The sequence below is a fragment of the Faecalibacterium sp. Marseille-Q4896 genome (assembly GCF_017377615.1).
GTDB classification, from domain to species: domain Bacteria; phylum Bacillota; class Clostridia; order Oscillospirales; family Ruminococcaceae; genus Faecalibacterium; species Faecalibacterium taiwanense.
The window spans coordinates 106,954-133,081 of record NZ_JAFREG010000003.1; the positions used below are offsets into that span (position 1 = coordinate 106,954).

General features: G+C 40.5%; 28 protein-coding genes and 1 pseudogene. 2 read left to right on the forward strand and 27 right to left on the reverse strand.

The features are described from left to right. Positions 1-32: 32 nt before the first annotated feature. The 5 genes from J3348_RS14210 to J3348_RS06730 all read right to left on the reverse strand — a co-directional run bounded on the left by J3348_RS14210 (position 33) and on the right by J3348_RS06730 (position 2,661). Positions 33-227 carry a hypothetical protein gene (locus tag J3348_RS14210; RefSeq protein WP_242702902.1) on the reverse strand — a complete coding sequence of 65 codons (195 nt, stop codon included), beginning with the start codon at positions 225-227 and terminating at the stop codon, positions 33-35. A 181-nt stretch (positions 228-408) separates the two neighbouring features. Further along, positions 409-831 carry a hypothetical protein gene (locus J3348_RS06720; RefSeq protein ID WP_207698607.1) on the reverse strand — a complete coding sequence of 141 codons (423 nt, stop codon included), beginning with the start codon at positions 829-831 and terminating at the stop codon, positions 409-411. Positions 832-833: 2 nt separating this feature from the next. Next, positions 834-1,619, reverse strand: coding sequence for a toll/interleukin-1 receptor domain-containing protein (locus J3348_RS06725; RefSeq protein ID WP_207698608.1), 786 nt, complete (start codon positions 1,617-1,619; stop codon positions 834-836). 301 nt (positions 1,620-1,920) lie between these two features. Continuing rightward, positions 1,921-2,046: a hypothetical protein gene (locus J3348_RS14375; RefSeq protein WP_278251696.1), complete on the reverse strand. Its 126-nt coding sequence runs from the start codon at positions 2,044-2,046 to the stop codon at positions 1,921-1,923. 408 nt (positions 2,047-2,454) lie between these two features. Further along, positions 2,455-2,661 (reverse strand): hypothetical protein, encoded by a 207-nt coding sequence (locus tag J3348_RS06730; RefSeq protein ID WP_097776605.1) that lies wholly within the window; start codon positions 2,659-2,661, stop codon positions 2,455-2,457. Positions 2,662-2,945: 284 nt separating this feature from the next. Here J3348_RS06730 and J3348_RS06735 point away from each other — a divergent pair, with 284 nt between their 5' ends. Both J3348_RS06735 and J3348_RS06740 read left to right on the forward strand, forming a co-directional pair. Next, on the forward strand, positions 2,946-3,347 hold the full coding sequence (locus J3348_RS06735; protein ID WP_207698609.1) for a helix-turn-helix transcriptional regulator: 402 nt from the start codon (positions 2,946-2,948) through the stop codon (positions 3,345-3,347). A 45-nt stretch (positions 3,348-3,392) separates the two neighbouring features. Continuing rightward, positions 3,393-3,944: an ImmA/IrrE family metallo-endopeptidase gene (locus tag J3348_RS06740; RefSeq protein ID WP_207698610.1), complete on the forward strand. Its 552-nt coding sequence runs from the start codon at positions 3,393-3,395 to the stop codon at positions 3,942-3,944. A 69-nt stretch (positions 3,945-4,013) separates the two neighbouring features. On the opposite strand, the gene J3348_RS06745 is transcribed toward J3348_RS06740, so the two are convergent. The 22 genes and pseudogenes from J3348_RS06745 to gap all read right to left on the reverse strand — a co-directional run bounded on the left by J3348_RS06745 (position 4,014) and on the right by gap (position 26,027). Continuing rightward, positions 4,014-4,388 carry a DUF5945 family protein gene (locus tag J3348_RS06745; protein WP_347565369.1) on the reverse strand — a complete coding sequence of 125 codons (375 nt, stop codon included), beginning with the start codon at positions 4,386-4,388 and terminating at the stop codon, positions 4,014-4,016. Between the two features lie 23 nt (positions 4,389-4,411). Beyond that, a complete protein-coding gene (locus tag J3348_RS06750; RefSeq protein ID WP_207698612.1) occupies positions 4,412-5,161 on the reverse strand; it encodes a phospholipase D-like domain-containing protein in 750 nt (249 codons plus the stop codon). Positions 5,162-5,234: 73 nt separating this feature from the next. Beyond that, positions 5,235-6,641, reverse strand: a complete 1,407-nt coding sequence (locus J3348_RS06755; RefSeq protein WP_207698613.1) for an RES family NAD+ phosphorylase — start codon at positions 6,639-6,641, stop codon at positions 5,235-5,237. Between the two features lie 182 nt (positions 6,642-6,823). Next, positions 6,824-7,435, reverse strand: a complete 612-nt coding sequence (locus tag J3348_RS06760) for a VanZ family protein (RefSeq protein WP_207698614.1) — start codon at positions 7,433-7,435, stop codon at positions 6,824-6,826. A gap of 6 nt (positions 7,436-7,441) precedes the next feature. Beyond that, positions 7,442-8,344: a sugar phosphate nucleotidyltransferase gene (locus tag J3348_RS06765; protein WP_207698615.1), complete on the reverse strand. Its 903-nt coding sequence runs from the start codon at positions 8,342-8,344 to the stop codon at positions 7,442-7,444. A gap of 81 nt (positions 8,345-8,425) precedes the next feature. Then, entirely contained in the window at positions 8,426-9,034 is a 609-nt protein-coding gene (gene rfbC / locus J3348_RS06770; RefSeq protein WP_207698616.1) for a dTDP-4-dehydrorhamnose 3,5-epimerase, read from the reverse strand. A 15-nt stretch (positions 9,035-9,049) separates the two neighbouring features. Further along, the gene (rfbD, locus tag J3348_RS06775) at positions 9,050-9,964 is read right to left on the reverse strand and encodes a dTDP-4-dehydrorhamnose reductase (protein WP_207698617.1); all 915 of its coding nucleotides are present in this window, start codon (positions 9,962-9,964) and stop codon (positions 9,050-9,052) included. Positions 9,965-9,978: 14 nt separating this feature from the next. Then, positions 9,979-10,998, reverse strand: coding sequence for a dTDP-glucose 4,6-dehydratase (rfbB, locus tag J3348_RS06780; RefSeq protein WP_207698618.1), 1,020 nt, complete (start codon positions 10,996-10,998; stop codon positions 9,979-9,981). A gap of 47 nt (positions 10,999-11,045) precedes the next feature. After that, positions 11,046-11,943 (reverse strand): annotated as a pseudogene (gene rfbA, locus J3348_RS06785) (glucose-1-phosphate thymidylyltransferase RfbA). A gap of 104 nt (positions 11,944-12,047) precedes the next feature. Continuing rightward, positions 12,048-12,623 carry an acyltransferase gene (locus tag J3348_RS06790; protein WP_242702903.1) on the reverse strand — a complete coding sequence of 192 codons (576 nt, stop codon included), beginning with the start codon at positions 12,621-12,623 and terminating at the stop codon, positions 12,048-12,050. Positions 12,624-12,746: 123 nt separating this feature from the next. Beyond that, positions 12,747-13,946: a Coenzyme F420 hydrogenase/dehydrogenase, beta subunit C-terminal domain gene (locus J3348_RS06795; RefSeq protein WP_207698619.1), complete on the reverse strand. Its 1,200-nt coding sequence runs from the start codon at positions 13,944-13,946 to the stop codon at positions 12,747-12,749. Between the two features lie 21 nt (positions 13,947-13,967). After that, on the reverse strand, positions 13,968-15,368 hold the full coding sequence (locus J3348_RS06800; protein WP_207698620.1) for an oligosaccharide flippase family protein: 1,401 nt from the start codon (positions 15,366-15,368) through the stop codon (positions 13,968-13,970). A 17-nt stretch (positions 15,369-15,385) separates the two neighbouring features. Next, entirely contained in the window at positions 15,386-16,528 is a 1,143-nt protein-coding gene (locus J3348_RS06805; protein WP_207698621.1) for a polysaccharide pyruvyl transferase family protein, read from the reverse strand. Further along, positions 16,525-17,784, reverse strand: a complete 1,260-nt coding sequence (locus J3348_RS06810) for an O-antigen ligase family protein (RefSeq protein WP_207698622.1) — start codon at positions 17,782-17,784, stop codon at positions 16,525-16,527. The genes J3348_RS06805 and J3348_RS06810 overlap by 4 nt, the downstream gene beginning before the upstream one ends. Next, positions 17,781-18,965, reverse strand: a complete 1,185-nt coding sequence (locus J3348_RS06815; RefSeq protein ID WP_207698623.1) for a glycoside hydrolase family 99-like domain-containing protein — start codon at positions 18,963-18,965, stop codon at positions 17,781-17,783. Before J3348_RS06815 ends, J3348_RS06810 begins: the two co-directional genes overlap by 4 nt. A 41-nt stretch (positions 18,966-19,006) precedes the next feature. Further along, the gene (locus tag J3348_RS06820) at positions 19,007-19,936 is read right to left on the reverse strand and encodes a capsular polysaccharide synthesis protein (RefSeq protein WP_207698624.1); all 930 of its coding nucleotides are present in this window, start codon (positions 19,934-19,936) and stop codon (positions 19,007-19,009) included. A gap of 50 nt (positions 19,937-19,986) precedes the next feature. Beyond that, positions 19,987-20,841 (reverse strand): capsular polysaccharide synthesis protein, encoded by an 855-nt coding sequence (locus J3348_RS06825; protein WP_207698625.1) that lies wholly within the window; start codon positions 20,839-20,841, stop codon positions 19,987-19,989. Next, the gene (locus J3348_RS06830; protein ID WP_207698626.1) at positions 20,819-22,045 is read right to left on the reverse strand and encodes a glycosyltransferase; all 1,227 of its coding nucleotides are present in this window, start codon (positions 22,043-22,045) and stop codon (positions 20,819-20,821) included. The genes J3348_RS06825 and J3348_RS06830 overlap by 23 nt, the downstream gene beginning before the upstream one ends. Positions 22,046-22,135: 90 nt before the next feature. Continuing rightward, on the reverse strand, positions 22,136-23,164 hold the full coding sequence (locus J3348_RS06835) for a glycosyltransferase family 4 protein (RefSeq protein ID WP_347565370.1): 1,029 nt from the start codon (positions 23,162-23,164) through the stop codon (positions 22,136-22,138). A 403-nt stretch (positions 23,165-23,567) separates the two neighbouring features. Further along, on the reverse strand, positions 23,568-24,008 hold the full coding sequence (locus J3348_RS06840; protein WP_347565371.1) for a glycosyltransferase family 4 protein: 441 nt from the start codon (positions 24,006-24,008) through the stop codon (positions 23,568-23,570). Between the two features lie 89 nt (positions 24,009-24,097). After that, positions 24,098-24,496, reverse strand: a complete 399-nt coding sequence (locus J3348_RS14470) for a hypothetical protein (protein ID WP_207698627.1) — start codon at positions 24,494-24,496, stop codon at positions 24,098-24,100. A gap of 499 nt (positions 24,497-24,995) precedes the next feature. Beyond that, positions 24,996-26,027, reverse strand: coding sequence for a type I glyceraldehyde-3-phosphate dehydrogenase (gene gap / locus J3348_RS06850; protein ID WP_005945602.1), 1,032 nt, complete (start codon positions 26,025-26,027; stop codon positions 24,996-24,998). Between the last annotated feature and the right edge of the window lie 101 nt (positions 26,028-26,128).

The following is a 26,128-nucleotide window of genomic DNA, read 5'->3' on the forward strand; positions in this document are numbered from 1 at the left end:
TTATTTTCTTCTTCAGGTCTAGGGGTTCTTGTTTATTTCAGCTTTTCCAGAATCTCATCCGCACTCATGCCGCTGGCTAATAATCTCTTAACCATACTCTCTGCTTCGGTCTTCTTAGCTTCTTCAGCGGCTTTAGCATCTGCCTTTGCCTTCTTCACTTCAAGCTTGGTGATTTCCTTTTCGACCTGCTTGACCTCAGCTCTCTGCGACTTCAGCGATTCACGCATAGACTTAATGTCTGTCTTTAACTCCTCGATCTAAGCGACCGTCTTGGCTACACCCTCTTCTAAGAGAGCTTTGTCCTTCTGCAGCTTTGCAATCTGTGCATCAAAGTCGGTCTTGACGCGATTCTTGCTTCCTTTGGTTCTGGGCATAATATGTAGACTTCATTTCTCTATCTTTCGAATGTTAAAATACCTTAAGCACAATCACTAGGATAATAAGTGCCACAGCAATTATTGGATAAAAGCACAATTCTGTTATTGAGAAGAAACAACTACATATACAAAGCCGTTTCATTTCTTCTGTCGTTCCAGTTGCTTTTCTTGTATCCAAGCTAAAATCTATCTGAGCCTCGTCCTTTTTTGCAACGTTTTTATACAATTGTTTATATTTTCGTTCCTGTTGCAAATAAAAAGAATCTAATGCCCAAAATCCAAAAATCGGAATAAATGCAAGCAAAATAAACCTTTTATCCGACCCTTGTGCTGAAATCGCCCCAACAAGGGCAATCAATGTCATCGACCATCCTTTTAACTGGAATGAATTTTTAGCCATTCTTTCAATAATGACTTCAATCATCTCAAGATGCTTAATTTTCTTTTCTGGCATAATTAATTTTCCTTACAAAGTCCCTTGTCAAAATAAAGATAATCTAAAACACCCTTGCCTAAATACTTACCGTCTCTCGTTGCATGAATAATATCATTTAGCGATATAATTATCAAATGTGTAATATCTGCATCATACTCTACAGAAAGTCCATCATGTCTTACCGATTCGTTTAAAGCAAAATTCATGCTCTTTCTAATCGGATCTAACCTCCGTAGAAGTTTTGACATCAATAATTCACTATATATCCATCCTGAATTAGTTGTACCATTAGACACATCTTTTGCTTTTAAAGAATTCGGTGTGTCAAGAAAAATCAAGCACTCTGTACTGTCCATCATCTTCATTAATGCACCGTTTAACATCATGTGAACATGAGCTGTAGACTGATTTCTTTTTTGATAATTATAAGAGTCAATCGAACCATCTGGGTTTGTTTTTGATACGCAATATTCATTATCAATTTGCCTTAGAAGATCGTCTGAATACCCCCAAACACAAGAGTCAATAAAAACCTTCAAACCAATATCACTTAATAATCCTGCGAATGCAATAACATCCTTTTCGTCTTTATGTGAATGGGATAAAAACACATCTGCTTTAAAGGATGGAAACCAATCTTTTTCGATTTCCGATGCCTTCAGTTCTCCATCGACTGAAAGATATTTATCCAAGGACTCCTTTATTTTTTGTTTGTGCGTACTGTATACTGCCAATCCCTTTTCATAGTATTGTTTCCAAATCGTTTCATTCATATCTGGTAAAGCTATCTTAAAAGTCGCAAACATATTGTAAGCACCTCCTCTATCTCGCTTGCATTTTAAAAAACGATTTTAACGTATTTCACATCACATCTTCGCCGATTGTAAGACCGTTGCCTGCTGCTCACCACGAAGAGGTGTGTGATTATTACGAGTAGCGTAGGGAGCTACCGTTCCCAGTATATCACAATTTCAACCCTTTTTACAGACGTTTTCTTGCCTTCATCACCGCATAATACATCAATCCGCCGATCATTCCGCCGACCGTGTTATAGAAAATGTCTGATAGCTGGAACGTTCCTAGCCGCATTAATAACTGCGCAACATCTCAATGCTTATCAAATTCCTTACGCTTCAGAATCAGACCTTCTTCCAAAAGCGCCTTCGGAGAAGGTACGCGCTTGGTATGTACAGGTGCTTCTACCAGTTCCTTGACCTTTTTCAATGTAAGCATTTTGTCCACCTTTCTGCCGTTCGGCTCCGGGTGAACTGAAAAAAGCAGCAAAAATCGTCTCAGATTCACCCGTTTTTTTAAACGGGAATCTAAGATTCCTCTTGCTGCTTTCTACTTTTGGGAAGTCCCTATACTAATAGGAATCCGCAGGGGCATTTTGGAATACAGTTTTAAAAATTTTTTTGAAAAACAAAAAAGGCCGGAACAGGATGAACTACTTGCAGGCGCACTTCTGCGCTGCATTCGTTCATTCTGTTCCGGCCAATATCACATATTGCTACGGTATCGCTCTAAACAAACAGATATTATATTGTAGACCCAAAAGAACATCTGATGGAGCTGGTCGGCTAACTAGGTGCCGCCTAAGATTCCACCTCTGCGCTTTCAGTGTCGATGAAGCACTCTGCTTCAGGCTTCTTTCCGTTGGTTCTCTGCTGTAAAAAATTCGATACTCTTCACGGGAAGGCCGTGAATGCACTCCACCAGAGATTCAGCAGAAATATAATCTTCACAGCCACCACGCTTGATCTGAAGCATATTCTTTCCATCAACGACACTGCGATTTCCGATCCGCAGCCCCTTTGGGGTGCGGATTTCATGTTCTCCGTTGCTCATCTTCTCACGGCCTCCTTTGTGTTGGTTTAAGTTTCTTTTTTTCTTCTATTCAATTTCACCTTTTGAACTTCCGCTCTTTTTTCACCTTTTTCGGCTTGCATATTCACAATTTTTACGGTATAATAATCCAAAAGATGATAGAATATAGCATATATTATAAGCAAGTCATATCGCTGTGTCAAGAGGAAAATGTGAAAATTTATTGCATCTTACTGATTGAATATTTACAAATTCCATTGCACATTGTTACAGCACGATAACTGCTCCATAGAAAGGTTGTAAACATGAAATTTGGGGAGAAGGTTCGCGATCTACGAAAGAAACATTCTTTAACACAAGACGAATTGGCGCAATGCCTGGGTATCAACAAACGAACGATCATCGGATGGGAACGTGATGGCCGTTATCCTCGCAGTGTTGAAATGCTCGAAAAGATGGCTGATATATTCCATGTACCTTTGACCTATTTACAGCCGGATCAGTCTTTATTTATCGAACGTGCCGCCGAAGCCTACGGAAAAAAGGGCAAAACAGAAGCCCAGCATCTCGCATTTGAGCTTACTGAGCTATTTGCCAGCGGAGAGTTGACCCCGCAGGATATGGACGGCATTATGTATGAAATGCACAAAGCCTATTTTAAGTACCGAGAACAAAAACGAGAAAAGGAACGAATAATGAACCTGTAAATCACTGTTCCATTCACTATGCCATCCCCGGAAGGAGATAACATTATGGATTCTGCATTTATTTACCAAGCTGCCAACGAACTTGTCAAAAATGCCGGAACTCGCAACATCAAACAGATCGCGCGCAGTTGCAGTCTGGACATCAGTGAAACATCTCGTATTAAAGATATGTTGGGTTTGCTTTCACTCTATTTTGATAAGCCACTGATCCTTATCAATCGCCAGCTGGACAAACAGACAAAGCAGATGGTGTGCGGTTATGCGCTCGGACATTATCTGGAGCATCAGCTTCTTATGGACTTGCATACTCTGAACAAGTTTCTGACCATTAAGGATAAGCACATCCTTCTTTATGAGCATAACGCTTTCACATCCCACCTGATGCTGGACAGTGAGGAAGTCTATCAGATGACGAAACGCAAGATGGATGCTGCTCAGATTGCCAATGCCAAACGCATTCATATCAATCTGGTGTTGGTAAAGCTTCTTGAACTGCATCATCTGGGGTATGATCTTCGGCACTACCACACCCAGCACCATGCATTTATCAAGCAGCTCAACCTGCCGGAATATTATCGATTTGATGCTGCCGGATGAATCCGTATTCCTGTAATCCTAAAACCCGTAATGAACAGGCACAGCAAACGTTCATTACGGGTTTTTCCGTTATTTCAGTTTAGCGAGGATTTCATCGGCACTCATACCCTCGGCAAGCAATTTCTTCAGAACGGATTCCGCTTCTGCTTTCTTTGCTTCTTCTGCAGCCTTAGCATCTGCCTTTGCCTTCTTTGCTTCCAGAGTGGCCACTTCTTTTTCGGCCTTCTTCAGAGCAGTCTTCTTTTCTTTCAGTGTGTTCTTCTGCTCTTCAATCGCTTTCTGGATGGATGCAATCTCGGTATTCAGAGATGCAATAGTCTCCTGCTTCTCTACGATCTGGGATGCGTAGTCTTTGGTGATATTGGTTTTAGGACGGTTTTTGCTGCCTTTCGTTCTGGGCATTGTGATAACCTCTTTCCTTTTATTGTGGTTTAAGTATAGCACTGTAGAGATACTGAACTAATATCTCATTTATTTTCATTATATATTTTCAAAAATTCATCTGCGAATTTTTTTACCAAATCACGGTCAACCGTTGTTACCAATGTTTCTCCATTATAATTAGCGGCCTTCGTCCAATTATAAGATCCATGCATAATATAATCTAAGTCCACAATACAGAACTTATCATGCATACGATTTGTTCCCCACACACCAGAACGTGGAACAACAACACATTCAAAGTTTTCTTTTAATCCTTGCAATAGGTTTTGATTTGAATCTTCATCTGAAATAATGATCCGTATGTGTATACCGTTTTGCTTCTTCTTTAATAATTCCTGATACAAAACCTCATTAGAGAACCATGCAACAGCAACCCAAATCAAATACTTCGCATCTCTAATTCCTTGTATTAAAACATCCTGAATTCTATCGAACTCAACATCATTTGATACTTCCGGCTCAATATCAGAATATATTATCTGTGGTCTGAGTTCCACATCTTGAATGGCGTATTCATCATCTTCTTCGTAAACATAATATACCAGTCTATCGATTTTATCTTTTAGCTCTGTTGCTTTAGTCATCAAAGGAATTGGCACTCGAATTTCAACATTTTCCCAGTGTTGATTTGATCTTGTTGCAAATTTCCATTGTGGAACACAGTTAATTGTACTTCTGCTAATTATCGGAAACAATTTTTCTTTACAATCCGAAAACTTAGGGTCATATTGTAAATCTGCAACTAATGTTCGTTTCAGTGCACCTGAATTCATACCTTATCCTCCAATCCTTCAGATTTTTTAATATCAAGGTTCCTTTCTATATTCGCTTATATATATATTCTTCTTACTCTGGTATTACTTCTCTGCTGCCTTCTGCATATTCAAAATAGTCATCCTTCCAAAGAACACAGCAGTTATACCCAGTGCTTCTATATCTGATTCCATCAATTCCTATTTCCTTGCAACATGATGCAACATAATTAGGAAGTAGATATTCATGTACTGTTTTACCCGTTTCATTTTCTACGGTAAATCTCATATGCTCAATGAAACGATTTGTTTCCTTTGCTTCTCCTGACAAATCCAATAATTTAACAGGTTTTACAGCTTTGAGCCCGATTACTTGCACACGAGGTTTTGTTCCTCCACTGTGCTTATAGATTTCCTTTAATGCACCTTCCTTATCTTCGGCGATATAATAGCAACTTCTTCCTACCTCATTATAGCGACCGTGTGCTGAAACATTTGTAGGTGCTTTCATCATCTCAGAATCATAATATGGACGCTGATGTTCGCCTAATATCCTTGCATGGTAATATGTAATGTCCTCAAAACTGATGAAATGATTCCAGTTCTTAAGCATTTCAAATATCCTGGCACCTACCGGATGTTGTAACGCAAATGCATAATTCTGTTCCAGTTTACTTTCAAAAGATACTAAGCTATCAAGCGAAAATTCTTCAAACAGTTCCAGTGAGCTTTCTACCACAGTAATCTGATCCGCTGATAACTTAACGTCTGGAGAGTCTTTATGGTAAAAGTCCTTTTCTTTCGGATCAAACCAAATTTTATCAGACTGCAACAGCTTTTTGGCAGTCGTTTTGGTCAAAGACTTTAATACTTTTTTACTGCCTAACGGCAATTCCAAGTCAGCATAATTTGGCAGCATCCTTACTACAGCAAAATTCTGTGCTGCAATACTACGCTCTAGCACATCATTTAAAGCAAGCGCATTATCCCACTGTGATGTCAATCCACCTATATAATCAGAAATGGCAGACAATCCGCTGCCCATTGCTTGAACATTACCTTCAAACTGTGTCCGAAACTCTCGCAATTCAGGTGTTATTGTTGCCGCCTCCAATGCAGCAAGAACATCTGAGCTAAATGGCTTTATATCTCGATAGGGCTGCATAGCCGTAGCTACAGCATTCAATGTTCCTGTCATAGAACTCATGGCATCATCTGGAACTAATGTTTGCGCCACAGAAGATAAAGATGCGTTTGCAGCGGCAAGCCCCAAACTATTTTGCTCCATCAAATTATGATATGGTTGCATGGCATCCTGCAATGGTTGCAATGCTTGAATAAGCGGTGCCTGTTGTACTCTTATTTGTTCTGCAACACTGGCCGTCACCTGCATTGTTGGAGTGCTCAGAATGCATGCTTCCCGTTCTTCCATTCTTTTTATGGCTTTATCATAGGCTGTTTCTGAAGGATGAATGGAATCCTCATCTGATTTTTTTGTCATTCATATCCCTCTATTTATTTTCAAAGGTTTTTCCTTTTTCTCTATAGTTTTCTCACATCTTCGCCGATTACCGAATTCCTGATTCTTTGATCGTTGCCTGCTGCTCACCACGAAGAGGTGTGTGATTATTACGAGCAGCGTAGGGAGCTACCGCTCCCAGTATATCACAATTTCAGCCAGTTTTACAGACGCTTTCTTGCCTTTATCGTCGCATAGTACACCAAACCACCTACTACTCCGCCGACTGTGTTATAGAGGATATCTGATAGCTGGAATGTTCCCAAGCGAAGCAATAATTGTAGCATCTCAATATTTACAGAAAAGATAAATGCTATTTTACTGCTTTGCCACAGTTTCTTCTTCCAACCGTGACCCACCTTTTCTTCGAACGTCCACATCACTACTGCTGAAAACGGCACCATCATGATCACGTTCTCGATGCACTCGGTGGTCAGCTTCTGCTCGCCGTTCACGGTCTCCCAAATACTCCATCCGCCCATGACATTGGACAACGGATTCATCCACAGATCACGGTTTAGCAGAGTTCTAAACAGGATCATCGAAGTCACGAAAACCAATAGGAACAACTTCCGGAAAAACGCACTCTCTTTAAATTTCTGATACCAAGTCACTATGGCGCCCTTCCAGCCCTTGCCAGCATGTGTAGGCTCATATGCATATAGGTAGAAAAACAAGGCCAGGAAGGAAATCAGGAGCGAGAATCCAAACGGCTCGTAGAGAGCCGTCAGAATGTTTGTGAGAATCTTCCCGAGTAAATCAATCGTTTCTTTCATCGTCGTTTACAGATCACTGAACAGGTCAGCCTTGTACACGCCGTTTTCCAGCATCTTCTTGAAGCTGTCCTTTACAGCTGCGACATCCTCATGATAGGTCATACCATACCAAGTGTCATTGGTTCTCAGAACCTTTACAGACATCTTTCCCTGCTCCAGCAGTTCACCGATAAAGATGGGAATCAGATATTCTGCTTTCAGAGGATTACCCGGGACCTCTTTCTTAAAGAACTCCTTAAAGCCATCTTCCAGCACATCCAAAAACTCCGGTGTCAAGCCCCACATATTCATGGAAACAAGAGAATTTACATCAACAGCTACGCCGTCTGTTTCTGCCCCAGTTGCAGTTTTTACAATATTCTTGGTTTCCACAACCTCAGTCAAATTGTTCTGGTCGTCCATCTTGCAAACACCACGGGTTACACCACCATTATCGGACAGAGTATTCTTCAGCACGAAGCCAGCCATACAGGACTTTCCGCCATTCACCAGATACTCATGGACAGCCTTAAAGCCCTCCTTGCCGTAGTAATCGTCTGCATTGATCACAATAAACGGTGTATCAAGAACTTTCTTTGCAGCAAGCACAGCCTGACCGGTTCCCCAAGGTTTTGTACGACCTTCCGGCAAAGTTCCCGGAATATCGTTAATATCCTGGAAAGCATAGTCAACAGTTACATTATGAGAAGAGCAAATGGAGGCAATGCGCTCACCGATGACCTCTTTGAACTCTTTCTCGATATCCTTGCGGATGATAAATACTACATGATTGAACCCGGCTTCGATTGCATCGTGGATTGAGTAATCCATGATGATATGGTTAGAAGCATCCACCGGCTCCAACTGCTTGATTCCTGTTCCAAATCGGCTGCCGATACCAGCGGCCATGATAAGTAATGTTGTTTTCATACTCTCTCCTTACTGCGTTCTTTCCGCTTTATGTAGATATGCCTTTAGTAACACTTATGGCGCTATTCTTACCAATTCCTGTTAAAATTTAAAGGTATCCTTCAGTCCCAGCCACTTCTGGTCTTTATCACTCAAGTTCAGCGCAGTTCCATCTTCCAGAGTGTAGCCCTCTGCACTTGCACTTCCCTTGTATTCGCCCTTCAGCTGCGGCCACTCGATGCCGATTTCAGGATCGTTCCAAGCCATGCCGCCCTCATCGTTCGGATGCCAGAAGTCGTTGACTTTGTAGCAAAACTCTGCTTCATTACTCAGAACCAGGAATCCATGCGCAAAACCTTCCGGGATGAGAAACTGCTTCTTGTTCTCGGCCGACAGGGTAACACCATACCATTTGCCGTAGGTCGTAGAATCACTTCTAAGATCAACAGCGACATCAAACACAGTTCCGCGCACAGCGCGTACCAGCTTGCACTGCGGATACTGCTTCTGGAAATGCAAACCGCGCAGCACGCCCTTCGTGGACATTGACTGATTATCCTGTACAAAGTGGATATCAATGCCAGCTTCCTTCATATCTTTTTCGTTGTAGGTTTCCATGAAATAGCCACGAGCATCACCGTGAACAGCAGGCTCAATAACACAAAGGCCCTCGATGCCGCCTACATTTTTCTCAACTTTAATCTGTCCCATCTTCTCTATCTCCTCTTACTGCTCGATTTCTTTCAGGTAACGGCTCAGTGCATCCTGCCAAGTCGGAAGCGGAGTAAATCCTGCTTCCACCAGCTTGCTCTTATCTAAGCGACTGTTGAACGGACGAGCTGCCTTGCTCAGACCATACTCTGCCGTGGTCACCGGCAGGACTTCCGTCTTATATCCAGCCTGACGATAGATTTCTTTCGTGAAATCGTACCAGCTGATATAGCCGCCCTCGTTGGTTGCATGATAATAACCATATTTTTCGGTTTCATTCATATCAACGAGCAGTCGAGCCAAATCGTATGTATAGGTCGGTGTGCCGATCTGGTCATTGACCACACGGACAGTGTCATGTGTCTTGCCGACATTCAGCATAGTCTTGATAAAGTTCTTACCATTCAGCCCAAACACCCAAGCAATGCGGACGATGAAATACTTCTCCAGTGTCTGGCTGACTGCCAACTCACCTTCCAGCTTTGTCTGACCGTATACATTCAAAGGCTTATAATCCTTGCAATCTGGCTGCCAGGGCTCTGTGCCCTGACCATCAAACACATAGTCCGTGCTGATATAGGTCATCTTACAATCCAGTTTCTTGCATACATTTGCAATATTCTGCGTGCCGCCTGCATTGATAGCACGAACCTTCGCTACTTTATCATCATCCTCTGCCATGTCCACAGCAGTCCATGCTGCACAATGGATCACGGCATCCGGATTTACTTCTGTAATTACTTTTTCAACGGCATTCTTATCAGTAATATCAAGAGCCACATACGGTGCTTTTGTTACTGCAGAGTCATCTGCAACACCGCTATAGCTCTCTTGAATATCAGAACCAACACCTTCATGGCCGCGCTTCAGCAGCTCATTCATCACATCATGACCCAACTGACCGCCAACGCCTGTTACAAAAAACTTCATGTTCTTTTCTCCTATTAGCGGTTGCTGTACATTTTCTCGTAGTAGTTCTGATACTCACCGCTGATTATGGTCTCCCACCACTCACGATTATCGAGATACCACTGGATGGTCTTTTTAATGCCGTCCTCAAACTTGGTCTCCGGCAACCAGCCCAGCTCATTGTGGATCTTGGTCGGATCAATAGCATAGCGCATATCGTGACCCTTGCAATCACTAACATGAGTGATCAAGCTTTCCGGCTTGCCCAGCTCCTTGCAGATAATCTTCACGATCTCAATATTCTGCTTCTCGTTGTGACCGCCGACGTTGTAGACTTCACCAACACGACCCTTGTGGATAATCAGATCAATGGCCTTGCAGTGATCTTCCACATACAGCCAATCACGGACGTTCAGACCCTCGCCGTAAACAGGCAGCGGCTTGTCAGCCAGAGCATTAGCAATCATCAGCGGAATCAGTTTCTCCGGGAAGTGATATGGTCCATAGTTGTTGGAGCAACGAGAAATGGTCACCGGCAGGCCGTATGTACGGTGGTAAGCCAGAACCAGCAGGTCAGCGGCTGCTTTGGAGCTGCTATACGGAGAGCTAGTATGGATCGGAGTCTCCTCAGTGAAGAACAGGTCAGGACGATCCAGCGGCAGGTCACCGTAAACCTCATCGGTAGAAACCTGATGATAACGCTGGATACCGTACTTGCGGCAAGCGTCCATCAGCACACTGGTGCCGATAATATTTGTCTGGAGGAAGATACCAGGATCTTCGATAGAACGGTCAACATGAGACTCTGCCGCAAAGTTGACCACGATGTCCGGATGTTCTTCTTCAAACAGTTTGTTCACAGCCTCGCGGTCGCAGATATCAGCCTTCACGAAGCGGAAATTCGGATTATCCATAACAGGGGCCAGTGTGGACAGATTGCCTGCATAGGTCAGCTTGTCCAGACAGATGATTCGATAATCCGGATACTTCTTCAGCATGTGGAACACAAAGTTACTACCAATAAACCCCGCACCGCCGGTAACAATAATATTCATGGTTTAATCTCCTCTACACTTATCTATATATTTTTACTCGTTTTTAATTAATACAGATGTTCCTGATACTTGCCATCCATGACGTCCTTCAGATACTGTCCATACTGGTTCTTCTTCATGACCTCATAGACTTCCATCAGCTCATCCTTGCTGATCCATACCGTTCAGATATGCGATTTCTTCCAGGCAGGCAATCTTACGATGCTGATGCTGCTCGACAGTCTTTACGAAGTTGGTGGCATCCACCAGGCTCTCATGTGTACCTGTATCCAGCCAAGTGAAGCCCTGACCCAGCAGTTCTACATTCAGGGTGCCGTCTTCCAGATAAATACGGTTCAAATCGGTAATTTCCAATTCACCACGGGCAGACGGTTTCGGGTTCTTGGCAAACTCGACCACACGATTATCATAGAAGTACAAGCCAGTCACACAGTAGTTACTCTTCGGATGTTCTGGCTTCTCCTCGATAGAAATAGCCTTACCGTTCTTATCGAACTCAACGATACCAAAACGCTCTGGATCGTCCACATAGTAGCCAAACACCGTTGCACCCTTGCCGTTTTCTGCATTCTGGACTGCTGCCTGCAGGCGCTTCTTCAGACTATGACCCGCAAAAATGTTGTCGCCCAGCACCATAGCCACAGAATCGTCACCGATAAAGTCGGCACCAATAATAAAGGCCTGTGCCAATCCATCCGGAGAAGGCTGAACAGCATAGGTCAGATTCACACCAAACTGGTGTCCATCACCCAGCAGGTTCTCGAAACGAGGTGTATCCTGCGGTGTGGAAATAATCAAAATATCACGGATGCCGGCGTTCATCAGAACGGACATCGGATAATAAATCATCGGTTTATCGTAGATTGGCAAAAGATATTTACTTGTTACCTTTGTTAAAGGTTACAGGCGTGTGCCTGAACCTCCTGCTAAAATAATGCCTTTCATCATTCTTCCTTCTCCGAAGCAATCCAAATTAATTTAAATTGCTACGCTCTATCAATGATTGTAGTAATTTTTCTGTCAGTCAATCCTACCTACTAGGGCTACATTCACAAATTGTTATTGCGTGAAAGAATTTCCCAATAATACTTTTCAACTTCTTCCACATCATTTGAAACCGTATAATTTATTCGGTTCTCTGCAATCCGTCTTTTTGCCAATTCCTCTGTCCATCCTATTACTTTAGCTGGGTTTCCTCCAACGATGGCGCCTTTCGGGACATCCTTAGTAACCACACTACCTCCGGCTACAATTGCACCTTCACCAATCACTACACCGGGCATAATTTTCGAGAAACCACCAATACATACATTATCCTCAATAGTAATTGTATCAAAGTGCGGATAGAATTTTCCCAATTCACTATAGGTTTGATTAAGTGCATGATAAAAAATATCGTGTGTTACAAACTCTACAGAAACAGCAATTATAACATTATTTCCAATAGATATCAGATACGGATCTGATGGGATTCCTCCCCATAAATGAACATTCTCACCCATATGGTGAAAAATATGTTTCTTTCGAAGATAATCTCCTCTCCATTTAGCAGACTTCTTCTTATAAATCGTTTTAAATAAAATATTTATCAGTCGATATTCCTTTCTCTTCTTTGCAATATTCAAATTTTTTCCCTCCAACAGCAAATCATTTATTTGGTATCATTTAACAGCGAAGTTACCTTCATCTCCATCTATTATTCGAAAAAATTCAATTCGAGACATATATAAAAAGTATAAAAGCAGTAGTCAAATCGAGCCTTTAATTTTTCTTTTTATTGTCCCCATCGCTGTCCGCATCAATTTAACTTTCGATATTTCTTTAGATGCTTCAAATAATTTTTTAATATTATATTGTGGAATCAGATTGCAACCCACTATTTTCATCCCAACTATTTTTCCACTCATTGTTGTCTGCATATTATAATGGTTTGGCTGGATGTATTTTAAGTCATTCATTTTTGTATAATTTTCTAAATATAGATATCCTTTATTACTTGCTTCTATTAATAAATCTCTTCCCGCTTTACTTCTTGCAAAGATTATATTTTGCCCTTTTCCCTCTGTAAATTCTGGTTTTTGATTTTGATCTAAATTCCACAAATCACCACAGGATATATCTGCATACATTCCTACGCCATTCACGCAAAACTTACACATTTTTCTTATATTACGTCCTAATATATGATTCCATGAATCAATATAGTCCATGTGTCTTTCTGACTTATCCTTAAGTGTTACCGTAGCTTTACCGGGCCACCCATTTCCTCTATAGCGGACACTATCTATCTGATCTGCCTGCACTCCTAGATTTTCTGCCAATTTCAATGTTGCATTTTTGCTTGGCGCTCCCGCACAGAAAAATGTCATCGTATACTTAATGCATTTTTTCAGTTTCTCATCAATCTTTTTATAATTGATAAGAGCTTCTATATCACATGGTTTCCCTATCACCACATATTCCTTATCATAGTCGATAATATTCAAAATAGTATCGTATGTAATTCCAGTTATATAGCGAGAAGACGCACATGAAATAATCTGTTCTCTCTTTTCATTGGCATAAAGTCTCAACTCGCAAGGATCATCCGGTGATGGACCAATTTGAATTACGGCATCACATTTTCCCGTTTCCACAAGAAAACAAGCCATTGCGGTAATAACTCCGCCCGATGCAGCTTCGTATCTTATTTTATCGTCTAGGGACCAGCCTTTATAAATTCCATAACTAGGCCCCCATAACTCTTTATCCTGTCGCTTGTTGTAATTAATACCATTTACTGGGCATATTTTCTCACACAGTTCAACTTGATCCTCAGTCAAAGACAATGGATAAGAAAATCCATTATAATCCACATATTGAACATCTTTCGCCGCTTTACACAAGCCACATCCAGAGCAATATTCAGAATAGAACTTCTCTTTCCTTTTTAGCTTTCTCTCCTTCATAGATTGACCCTTTCCTTCATCTTATCTTTTTCTTTTTAAATGCGGAAAGAATTCCACAATTCTATTTCTTTCCTTAAATAACATGGCGAAGAAGTACACAATCATAAGTACCCACCGCATAACTGCCTGTTCCATTAAGACGTAAAAAGCAACCGTAAATAAGCTAATATGCATTAAAGCGACAAAGAATGTTTTAATCGGATATATCTCAGGCCTCAATTTTTTAGCATAAGAAGTATGTAAAATCAATGCAACAACATACGACACAATCGTTGTATACGCAGCAGCTACATAGCCGAAATAAGGAATAAATATATAATTCAATACTAAATTTATTACAGCCGCAACTGCCGTATAAAAAGATATACGAACTGTTTTCTTGTAATAATGTTCTACATTTACGTACATCGTATATACGAAAATAATGTAATTTGATAAGACAACAGGAGGAATAATCACTATTCCTTCCCAATAAGGCTTACTTGCAAGAATCTTCACTACCTCAGGTGCCACCATAATCAAGCAACACATTGCGTAAGTCATCAAATTAACGTAATCTACTGCAACCTTATTAATCTCCTTGTACCCTTTATTACTCATTTGTTTCGTAAACCACGGTACCCAAACACCATCTAAAGATGTCGTAATAACAGTTGCAATCATGCTAAAATTGTAAATCAAACTATAGATTCCCGTTTGTGACGCGTCTGCCAACCAAGTAATCATCGTTCGATCCGACTGGGATAAAATGTTTAAAGCAATACCATGCAAAATCAAAGGAGTGGATATTTTGAGACCGTGCTTTAGAAATTCGATGTTGAAAACAAATCCACTTCTTCTAATGCTTAAAAATACAAGAAATATGCCAAAAAACAAAGTTACAATAGCCGTTGGAATTACTCGTCCCAAATAGCGATTTGTGTTAAAAACGTATAACATCGCCAGTACTGATAGTACTACTGACAGCAAATTTGGAACAATCATTAACATTGTTCTAAATTTATAGTTAAACTTCATCATCAAGTAATAACTATAATCTTCAATTATAGCTGCAGACATTGACTGAAGCATACATAGAAGAATGAGTATAAAAGGAATAGGTAAATTTAACAAAACTGACACAGAGCAAACAATCACTGTCATACTTACAGAGAAAGAAACAGTGAATAATAAAGTCGATGTCAGATATTCATCCACTTTTGCACGGTAATCAATAAACGAGGATCTTATCGCCATATGCAATGCAAATCCTAACAGCATTGTCACAATTCCTATCCATGAATTATAAGTCGTAACAATGCCATAATCAGACGTTGATAAAATTCTTGTAAAAATCGGTACTGTCAAAAAAGCAATGCCCTTGTTAAACACATTACCTATTAAGTAGCATGTACTTGCCTTCTTATAATCACCTGCATCCATCTATTGTCTGTTCTCCCTTAATGCATCATTATGCCTTTTATTTGTTTTTTCACATTTTCCAACTTTTCATTAATTTCAGGCATCATTCGCCCATACGCTTTACTCAGAACATCCTTATCATTTATATAGCGTACTGTTTGTTGAACGGCCTCATCAGTATCAATTCTCGTTGCAGATATTACAAATGGATAATTTAAATTTCCAAACAAACCTTCAAATTTCTTACTATATGAAAATGGTATTGTAGCAACACCTGCGGAAATTGCTCCAATTGTCGAATGCATTCTTGCACCGATAAAAACATCCATATTACTGATATAGCTTTTTGCCTCAATTGGATTTTTAAAATCCGGTGCTAAAACTACACATGGAAATTCTTCTTTTAACAACTTGCATACTCTGCTGTCATTTTCTAACGAATCGTAATTATCTTCATCAATAACGTGCGGAATAATATGTATCTCCGTTTTATCATCCTCACTATATTTCTTTATGATTTGACGACAGTACTCTCTATAATTTACTTTCAACTTAATATTATGTCCGCCGTCCCAAAGTAATGAAGAAACATTGATTCCCACCTTTCTTTTGCTTGAATTTAAGTCGTATTTTTCTTTATAATATGGCAGTGCAAAAGCCAAATCTGTTGCCACCACAAGATTTCCTACTCCTAATTCGTGCATTTCTTGTGCTGATTGTGTATCTCTCGAAAAAGCCAAATCTGCTTTTTTAACAAGATGAATCGCCCATTTTTTTAACACATTCGTATAAAACGGTCCATATGTCTGTGGCATTAGAACTAATGGTGCCTTTGACATAATAGCAATTTGTTTTGCAAGATCTGTATTGGCATTCCAAACCTTACCATAAATATCAGAAAATCCATCTCCATAAGTAATGTCAAATACACATTTGCAATCATCAAATACTTGTTTCATTTTAATTAAAAAAATAGGATTTTTCATATTTAGCCTGTGCCATACAAAACTAAATTTTGGATATTGTCTGGGAATATCACCTAATTCTCCATAAGAAAACACGTGAATTTCCATACTTTCATTCGAAATATCACTTAGCATTTCGATAAAAGCATATGAAAGCGCTTCGCACCCTTTATTAGGGGCTTTGAAATCAAATCCAAGCAATCCTATCTTTATCATAAATCTTTCTCCATTCTATTATTTTGATCAATTTTATTATAAGAAATAAGTAGTGAAATCCATATGCAATACATTCTGGCCAAATCAGTTTCTTGAACACCCAATTCACAAACAAAGTAAATTAACATCATTGAGAAAAAAATTGTATTAAACGAGCAACTTCCTGAGCAGCTTGAATTCTTCCTTTTTGCATATACTAATACAGCAACATAACTAAATAATAAAAGAACAACTCCAACTACTCCCGTATGAAAGAACACATTTAAATACTGATTTTCAATTGATGTCTTTGTTTGCCATTCATACACTTTATACGCAAATTCTGTAGATACTCCTTTTCCGAGTAACCACTTATTTCCTACAGAGAGTGCCACCCACTGCCAAAGAACAAATCTATCTCCTACACCTCCAGAATTGATTTCATTATCAAATGTCACAGTTCCAATTGAAGATAGTAGATCACTTATCAAAGGAATTTTCATTCCTACTGTATCGTTAAATATTATCAATAACAAAAGCAATATAGAAATGGCAACTGCATAATTTATAAACTCTTTTTTTGACTTTTTATATAAAAGTAGGATATGCAAAAGTATGCAAGCTATAATGGGAATTCTCGAAACCGTTAGTAGGATATTGATAACACTAAGTAAATATGCCACTTTAAGAAACGTATGTTTTTGTGAATGCTGCGTATAATTTTTCATCCTATAAATAATCAATGCAATGATAAAGACCTGATATAATCCATAAGAAATTGGTTGTCCAAAAGTTCCCATTATTCTTAAGAAGCCATATCTAACTTCATGAAAAAATGTCAAACCATTCGCATTCGAAAACAACTGAAATAAATTTATCTTTGTAATTGATTCTACTATTCCCAATAATGACAATATAAAGCCGCCATCAATCAATAGATTGATCGCTGTTTCAAATCTTCTATTCGTGTTCACAAATCCTACGATAAGTAAAGGAATAACTACCATCATCATAGCAAGCGAGAGTGCACTTAACCACGCACCCTCTGCACAGTATGATATAGAATAGTAAGTTGCGTACAATATGTATGGAAAAATCAAATACGGGATTTTACACTTGTAAATCACTCCGCCTATGATAACACCTATAATTGTCAACGCACCACAAAAATTAACGATATTTAATCCTTTAAAAAGATAGATATACTGTGGCAATATTGGGTATAACAAAAAAGTCCCACAAATTGCAATCCATCCAATCTGATTTTCTCTCTTCATTTTACCTCGTCATTCTCATTTTTTTTATTTTGAAACTCTGGAAATTCGTTATTTTCTTCCAACGCTCTCTTAATTGCTTCCAAGTATCCATATTTGTCATCTTCATCTGGCTCCAGGTAACCACCTTCTGCCCATTCGTTCCACGCATACATAAAAATCATATCCTCGTGATAATCTTCCCTTGCATGCTTGATTTGCTTAGAAAGATAATACTCAAACTTTTCTGGAGTTCCCACATTAATTTGTCCTCGTTCACCATGCCGAGGAGTATTATCCCACTTGACAAATGCACCAGGGATGCTATTACTACGCATTGGCTTTGCCTCAATAATCTTCTGCCACATGGAATCATAATTTGCCACGGTTTGTCCGGTCATTTTTTTATATTGAGCAGTTCCATATCGGTATAGGTCAATGCCAAACTTTTTACCTGCCCAGCCGGCTAATAGTCTACGACATTTTTTTAACGCCGATACAATTTTTCCATCATTAGAATAGAGCCAGTGACTTGCATAAGGAGGTTGAAACTCAATATCATAATCAAATAGCTTTGCCTCCTTACTATTATTCCAGTCATAATCTCCGCTCTGAAATGCAAATGTAATACCGCTCAACCCATTTTCTTTGGCAAGTTTATCCCATGTTTCAATCATTTCTTTCATGCAAGGCACAATATCCGGTCTATAAAACACAAATAATGGCTTCCCATCTTTTGTAATATATCGTTCGTCTTTAAAGAAAGGTAAAAGATACATAAAATGCTGTTTCCATTCTTCTTCTTGCCCATACTCCTGTGCTATAAGCAGTTTTCTTTCATCTCCAACCCATGCTTTTGTCCATGGTTCATTTGCCCAGCAAATACAGAACGGTATATCCACCTCTTTATTTGCTAACATCTGTTCCATCGGCTTTTCCAAAAGCATTTTTCCATTAAACCAGTAGTGATAATAGCAAAAGCCATACACTCCATATTTTTTGGCCAAATCAGCCTGCCATATTTTAACATTGTCATCTAACAAATTATAGTAGTTTCCACCCAACGGAACACGTGGTTGCATATGACCTTCATATAGTGGCTTTGCCTTTTTTACATTAGTCCACTCTGTAAAACCATTTCCCCACCACTCATCATTCTCCGGAATGTTATGAAACTGCGGCAAATAAAATGCAATAATCTTCATGATTGATCCTTCCTTTTGTTAAACTGTTAATAAGCTTTCTTTTATTTATTCTTTTCTGCTATTATGTGCTGATAAAAACTATCCTTTCGATTAATTGCAGTCTCCAATTTATATGTCAACTTATGAATACCTGTAAGTTTTTTGATCCAATTCCATTTCTCTTCTGAATAATCATCGGCTAATGCCTTAACAAGATACTCGCTATAGTCACTGTTCATATATGGAATTGCTTGCTCAACTTCCGGGTTGCTCTTCACCGCCAAAGTGATAATCAAATTCGGTAGCAGATACTCAATTACATGTTCTTTTTTGAGGCAATATGCGAAAGCAACATTTCTTATTTCTCGAATTGTTTTGTTTCCCTTTTTTGCATGAAGAAACCATGCCGGATATAGCACAGGGTTATCTATCAGCAGCAGTGAATTTCGTACTGCAAAAAAGTCGCTATTTAAAATCATATCTGGAATAGGATCTGTAAGATACACTGTGGAATCAATCCATGTTCCACCATAATGCTCCAGTAATGCGAACTTCATTAGATCCGCATATCTCGCTATCGGAATCTGTCCAGTATCCTTTTTCTTTTCAATGTAATCTGGCAATCGAATGTAATCTGCAAGATTTTGATCGTTCAGCAAAATGATTTTTTGATTGGAATGTTTACATACAGATTCGTAGCACTTCTGAACAATGATCGGTGCCTGTTCAATACCTTTGTTCCAATAAATCCAGATCGGATTCTCCACATCATTTTTGGGAAAGCTAAGCCCCTGAACATCTGTGTCTTTATACTTTAAATATGGTTTTATCTTGGATGAAGCATGTTCCTGCCACAATACCTTCCGCACCTCATAATCCTTGACAAGATGTAATTTGATAAACATAAATGCCCCTCGTTTGACGGCATTCACAATTCCATATCTTTGAATAAAGCCTTTCATGCCAATATTTTGATAGTAGTCATTCAGCATAATAATTTAATTGTCTCCCTTTATCTTGCAGAAACCACTATTCAAAAGGCTCATAGATTCCGCACCAGATAATGGTAAACTGTTTCCTCCTTATCAATTGATGGTTCTAATTTATAGGTTAGTTTATGTATCCCAGTAAGCCGCTTAATCCAATTAAATTTTTCCTCTGTAAATTTATCTCCTAATACTCTAACCAGATATTCGCTGTAGTCACTATTCAAATAAGGCATCTTTTTCTCAACCTCTGGTGATGACCTTATTATTTGTGTAATTACAATATTTGAAAACAGATATTCTGGTACATGATTATTTCGTTTCCAGTAGGCAAATAGAACATTACGAATCTCACAAATCGTTCTATTATGTTGCTTGGCGTGGATGAACCAGACCGGATACAATACGGGATTATCAATTTCGCCGAGTGAATTGTGAAACACAAAAAAATCACTATTTAATATTTCCTGTGGAATTTCATCTGTTAGCAGTATTGTTGCATCCATCCATGTCCCACCATAATGCTCTAATAATGCTACACGCATCAAATCTGTATAAATCGCTAATGGAAGGACTCCGCTTTTTAATTTCTCATTCAGATAATCCGGCATATTTATATAGTTCTGCACATTGTTTTCTGTAAGCAAAACAACTTGTCTGCCGGCATATTTTTTTACAGATTGATAGCAAGTCCTTACCATCTCAGGTGCCTTATCCAGCCCTGTATTCCAGAATAACCAAATAGGTTCATCTACTTGGGTTTCTGGGAACGTCAGTTTTTCAGGAGCGGTATCTCTGAACTTCAGATATTTTTTACAAACCGCTGTGCCACCCCCCGATTGCCAAAGCAGTTTTCTCAGCTCATAATCCTTGACAATATGAAGTGGGTTACGAAGAAATTTGTTCCACATTCTTTTCTCCTCGATAAATTTTCATCAGTTTTATATAGTAGCTCTCTGTCGTTTCATATTTCACCTGACTGCAATTCTTTGTATATCTTTCCAGTACATCTTGTGTTTGAAGAACCTTCTTTATCGCCTTCATCAGTTCTTCCACATTACCCGCTTCAAACAATTCTCCGGTTTTACCAGGCTCAATTAATTCGGGGATACCTCCCATTTTAGATCCAACAACAGGCGTACCCAAAAGTACAGACTCCATAACGGAGTACGGGCAGTTTTCATACCATTCAGACGGGCAGACACTGATTGCTGCCTCAGCAATAATGCGATAAAGTTCTTCTCCAGTCTTAAATCCCAGATACTTCACATTTGGAATATCCTTCATTTTATCAGCCGACGGACCATAGCCAATAAACACAAATTCGGTATTGGGCATCTTCTTGGCTACTTCAAGCAACGTATCCGTTCCTTTATCTCGTGAAAGATGTCCAAACTCTAATACATAACCCTTTTTTTGAATGTTATCCAAGTGAGGCATTTCTTTTTTGAAATTATGCAGCCCAATGGTTTTATCACGGAATCTTTTCTGCGTGTCAAGTTTTGATTTAAGAAAAAAGCTACAGCAAATATAGGCATCTACATATGAGTATACTTTGCTATATTTCCACATATATCCATCCAACGTTCCAAGGAGACTTTTTGCTCTGGAATTTTTCAAACATTTAGTTTGAAGACAATGAATATAATGACCATCCAAGCATCGTTCACACGGCTTCATGTTCACATCGAACATTCCATGGCTGGGACAAACAAGCTGATAGTCATGTGTCGTGTAAACAATCTTACATTCCTTTTTTGTTTCTTTACGCCATTTGTTAATTTCCAAAATAATAGAAGGGGTCAGATGATACTGTATATTATTGAGATGTACAACATCCGGCTGAAAGTCATCTAAAACCGCACGAATTTTTTTACGCGCTTCTCTTGAGTAGATAATACGAAAAGGTGCATTTAAATTTGCCTTTATTCCTTGAGAGAAATCCATATTCGTCACATATGAGCCTACTCGATTTCCTACTATATTTTTCTCATTCTCAAGGCCAAAGTACTGAACTTCGTGCCCATGTTCTTCTAACATTTTTCCTACATCGAATGTATACGTTTCCGCTCCACCTTTGGGAAATATAAATTTATTTACAAGTAAAATCCGCATATCCTAATTTCCTTTTCTGTGAGTTTGCTTTATTTCATATCTCCTGTTCAGATAAAAAATAGCAGAAATATTTATCAACAAATTTTTTCATCATTTTCTATATAACTTCATCGTTTCCCTTACAACTTCATCCCAGTTATATTTCTCGCAGATAAAGTCAGCTGCCTGATTCTTCATTTTCATAACCATTTCAGGATGGTCACAGGCATCTTGCAATTTTTCTCGCAAGTCCTCTACATCTGACTTTTTGAAAATCAATGCCTTATCTTCCACAACCTCTGTGCACTCCGGAATATCCGAAACCAAACAGCAGTTGCCGTAGCTCATTGCTTCCAGTAGACTTAGCGGCATTCCTTCCAAATCAGACGGCAGCGTGTAGATGTAAGCGTTGCTGTATAGTTCATCCAGCATTGCTCCCTGCACAAACCCGGTAAAGAGAATCCGATCGTCACCCTTCGCCAGTTCTTTCAATTCCTCCATAAAGGAATCCGTATCACTAGAGCCGCCTGCGATAACCAGCTTTTTATCCGTCTTGACATTCTTGAAGGCCTCAACCAGATATCGAATCCCCTTTTCTGGCACCAGACGACCGAGGAACAATATGTAGGAATCTTTCTCCAATCCAAAATGATCCGTGATCAGCTTTGCTTCCCGAACCTCTGGCCGATTGACACCATTAGGGATAAAATGTGTCTCCCTTCCGTAGGTCTCCAAGAAATACTTCTGCACGTCTTTGCTTAGAACAATGATCTCGTCCGCATATTTCACAGCATTCTTTTCGCCGCCACGAATGAACTTGGATGCAACGCTTCCGCGCCACTTCTCGCGATCCCAGTCCAAACCGTGGATAGTGCAGATTACACGCTTGCCAAAAAGTTTTGGTATCCAACAGAAAAAGGCAGGACCTTCTGCATGGATATGCACCACATCGTATCTTCCAAATGCACTACAAAGTGCTGCGAAAAAGGAAGAGCTTACCGCTGCAAGTCCCTTCTTCTCAATGGTCGGAACAACCTTTTGACGGATGCCATCATATTCAATTGTTTTGTCATACTCTGCACCGCTCACATGATGGCCTGCTCTATTGTAGCAAGTTATATCACAACCATTCTGTGCCATTCGGGTGCATAACTCTTTTACAACAATCTCTATCCCGCCTTCGTTTTTGTCCGAAAACCGCAAGTCTGATTTTTTCTTCCATTACTTCTCTCCAACCGTCATTCCATAGTTTCTATTCTTGTCCTAGGCTTATACACAATCCCAGCAGTTCTTTTCCTTAAATTGTCATGCTCGTCTTTCACTATTCACCTTTCCTACTTCATAGCACAACAACAAGCCTGTATACAGATTGCAGCAACAATCTATACGCAGGCTTGCCTTCGTACCTTCTTATTCTGTTTTCTGCTCTATCAGCTTTCGCTGTGGTGGGTTAAGTATAGAGCGCAACCAGAAGCCATTAACCCCTGAAAACACGCTGGCCATAACGCACCACGACAGGCAGAAACAGGTTGAGGTGAAAAGGTCAAGCCGCGCAAACCCGCATGAAATCAGGCTTTTCTCTGGTTGTCCATATTATTTCACACTCCCCATGGACGGTAACAACAACTCTTTTTCCAAACATCTTCGGCAGCCATGCAAAGAACGCCGGCCCTTCGGCATGGATGTGCACCACATCGTATTTTCCAAATGCACTATAAAGTGCCGCAAATGCGGAGGAGCTGACTGCAGCAAGTCCGCGCCGTTCAATGGTCGGAACAGATTTCTGACGGATTCCCTCGTACTCCGTTTTACCAGCATCATCATATTCTGCACCACTCACATGATGGCCTGCTCTGTTGTAACAGGTCACGTCACAGCCATTCTGTGCCATTCGGGTGCAGAGCTCTTTGACAACGATTTCTACTCCGCCTTCTCTCGATAATCGCTTCTGTCCGAACATTGCAATCGCAAGTTTCTTACTCATAAATCTTTCCCACAATCCCACTCAATTTCTTCATCTATATTTCAGCTAACACAAAGAGCAGATAGGCTCGCTTGCCTGTCCGCTGGCTGTCACCCCACCCTCATGGTCGAGATTTCTTCCTGCGTGGCATTTCTGCCGCACAGAAAGATCAGTCGTTCATTCTTCGGGTAAGAAAATATGAACTTCGGGTTGCGGAGCCTTTCATTCTCTGCCGTACCCTTGTCCCTATTATGACAGCCGCGTATTATATCTCTAGCCCCGCGCCGTTCAATGGTCGGAACAGACTTCTGACGGATTCCCTCGTACTCCGTTTTACCAGCATCGTCATATTCCGCACCGCTCACATGATGGCCTGCTCTGTTGTAGCATGTCACCTGACAGCCCTGCTGCGCCATCCGTGTGCACAGCTCTTTTACCACGATCTCCACGCCGCTCTCTCTCGACCACCTTTTGTGGCCAAAAACAGCAAGCCTCAATTTCTCTTTCATTTTCCCTTTCCTGTCTCCCCATTTAGGGATCTCATCCCCATACCGTGCCAAACTCCGGCCCGGTTTCCTTTACATCAGAAAAAGCCCGGACGCATTTACGCCCAGGTTTTTGACTGATTTACGCCGCAATTCATTGACATTTTATTTCCAGAATCATCAATATCAATTTCGTAAATGTATTTATTGACACTAAAAATATTTTACCATTTTTTCCTCTGGGGTACAATACTTTGCAGCTGTATCATTGCCTGCATCATGGCTAAGATTTCCGTACTTTATTCCGTCTTTTTGTTGCAACCTATTCATTTTAGAAAGGAACTCGTTCCATTGCTTTTTTGTAGCAAAAAAACACCCTTCTTCTCACGGAAACCCGCAAAAGGAAGGGTGTTGAACTCGTTATCCTGTTGTCGTACCAATCACAGCATGTTCGTATCAGCAAAGCCAATACTAGTTGTCCTTCAGCACGGCATCTCAAGCACTTTTGAGCGTAGAGCTGTGATTAGCAGTTCTCAGCGAAGTACTTAATGGTACGGACCATCTGAGAGGTGTAGGAGTTCTCGTTGTCGTACCAAGACACGACCTGAACCTGATAGGTGTCATCGTCGATCTTAGCGACCATGGTCTGGGTAGCATCGAACAGAGAGCCGTAACGCATGCCGATGACATCGGAAGAAACGATCTGATCCTCGTTGTAGCCGAAGGACTCAGAAGTAGCAGCCTTCATAGCAGCATTGATGGACTCCTTGGTGACATCCTTGCCCTTGACGACAGCAACCAGAATGGTGGTAGAGCCGGTGGGAACAGGCACACGCTGAGCAGAACCGATCAGCTTGCCGTTCAGCTCGGGGATGACCAGACCGATAGCCTTAGCAGCGCCGGTGGTGTTGGGAACGATGTTCTGTGCGCCAGCACGAGCACGGCGCAGATCGCCCTTGCGCTGAGGACCATCCAGGATCATCTGGTCGCCGGTGTAAGCATGAACAGTGGTCATGATACCGGAGACGATGGGGTAGGTCTTGTTCAGGGTGTTAGCCATGGGAGCCAGGCAGTTGGTGGTGCAGGAAGCAGCAGAAATGACCTGATCCTCAGCGGTCAGGGTCTTCTCGTTGACGGAGAAGACAATGGTCTTCAGATCGTTGCCTGCGGGAGCAGAGATAACGACCTTCTTTGCGCCAGCCTGAATGTGAGCCATGCTCTTCTCCTTGCTGGTGTAGAAGCCGGTGCACTCCAGAACGACATCAACGTTCAGTTCGCCCCAGGGAGCGTCCTTTGCGTCCTTAACAGCGTAGATCTTGATCTCCTTGCCGTCAACAATGATGGAGTCCTCGGTAGCCTCGACGGTGTGCTTGCCCTCGCCGATCTTGCCGCAGAAAGAACCCTGAGCAGTATCGTACTTCAGCAGGTGAGCCAGCATCTTGGGGCTGGTCAGGTCGTTGATTGCGACGACCTCATAACCCTCAGCATCAAACATCTGACGGAAAGCCAGACGACCAATACGACCGAAACCATTGATAGCAACTCTAACAGCCATGTTAATAGTACCTCCTAATTATTTTACCCATAATCGGATAAATCACGGTATCTTTATTTTAGACCAAAACGCAGAAAGTTTCAAGTGTCTGCCAAAAAATT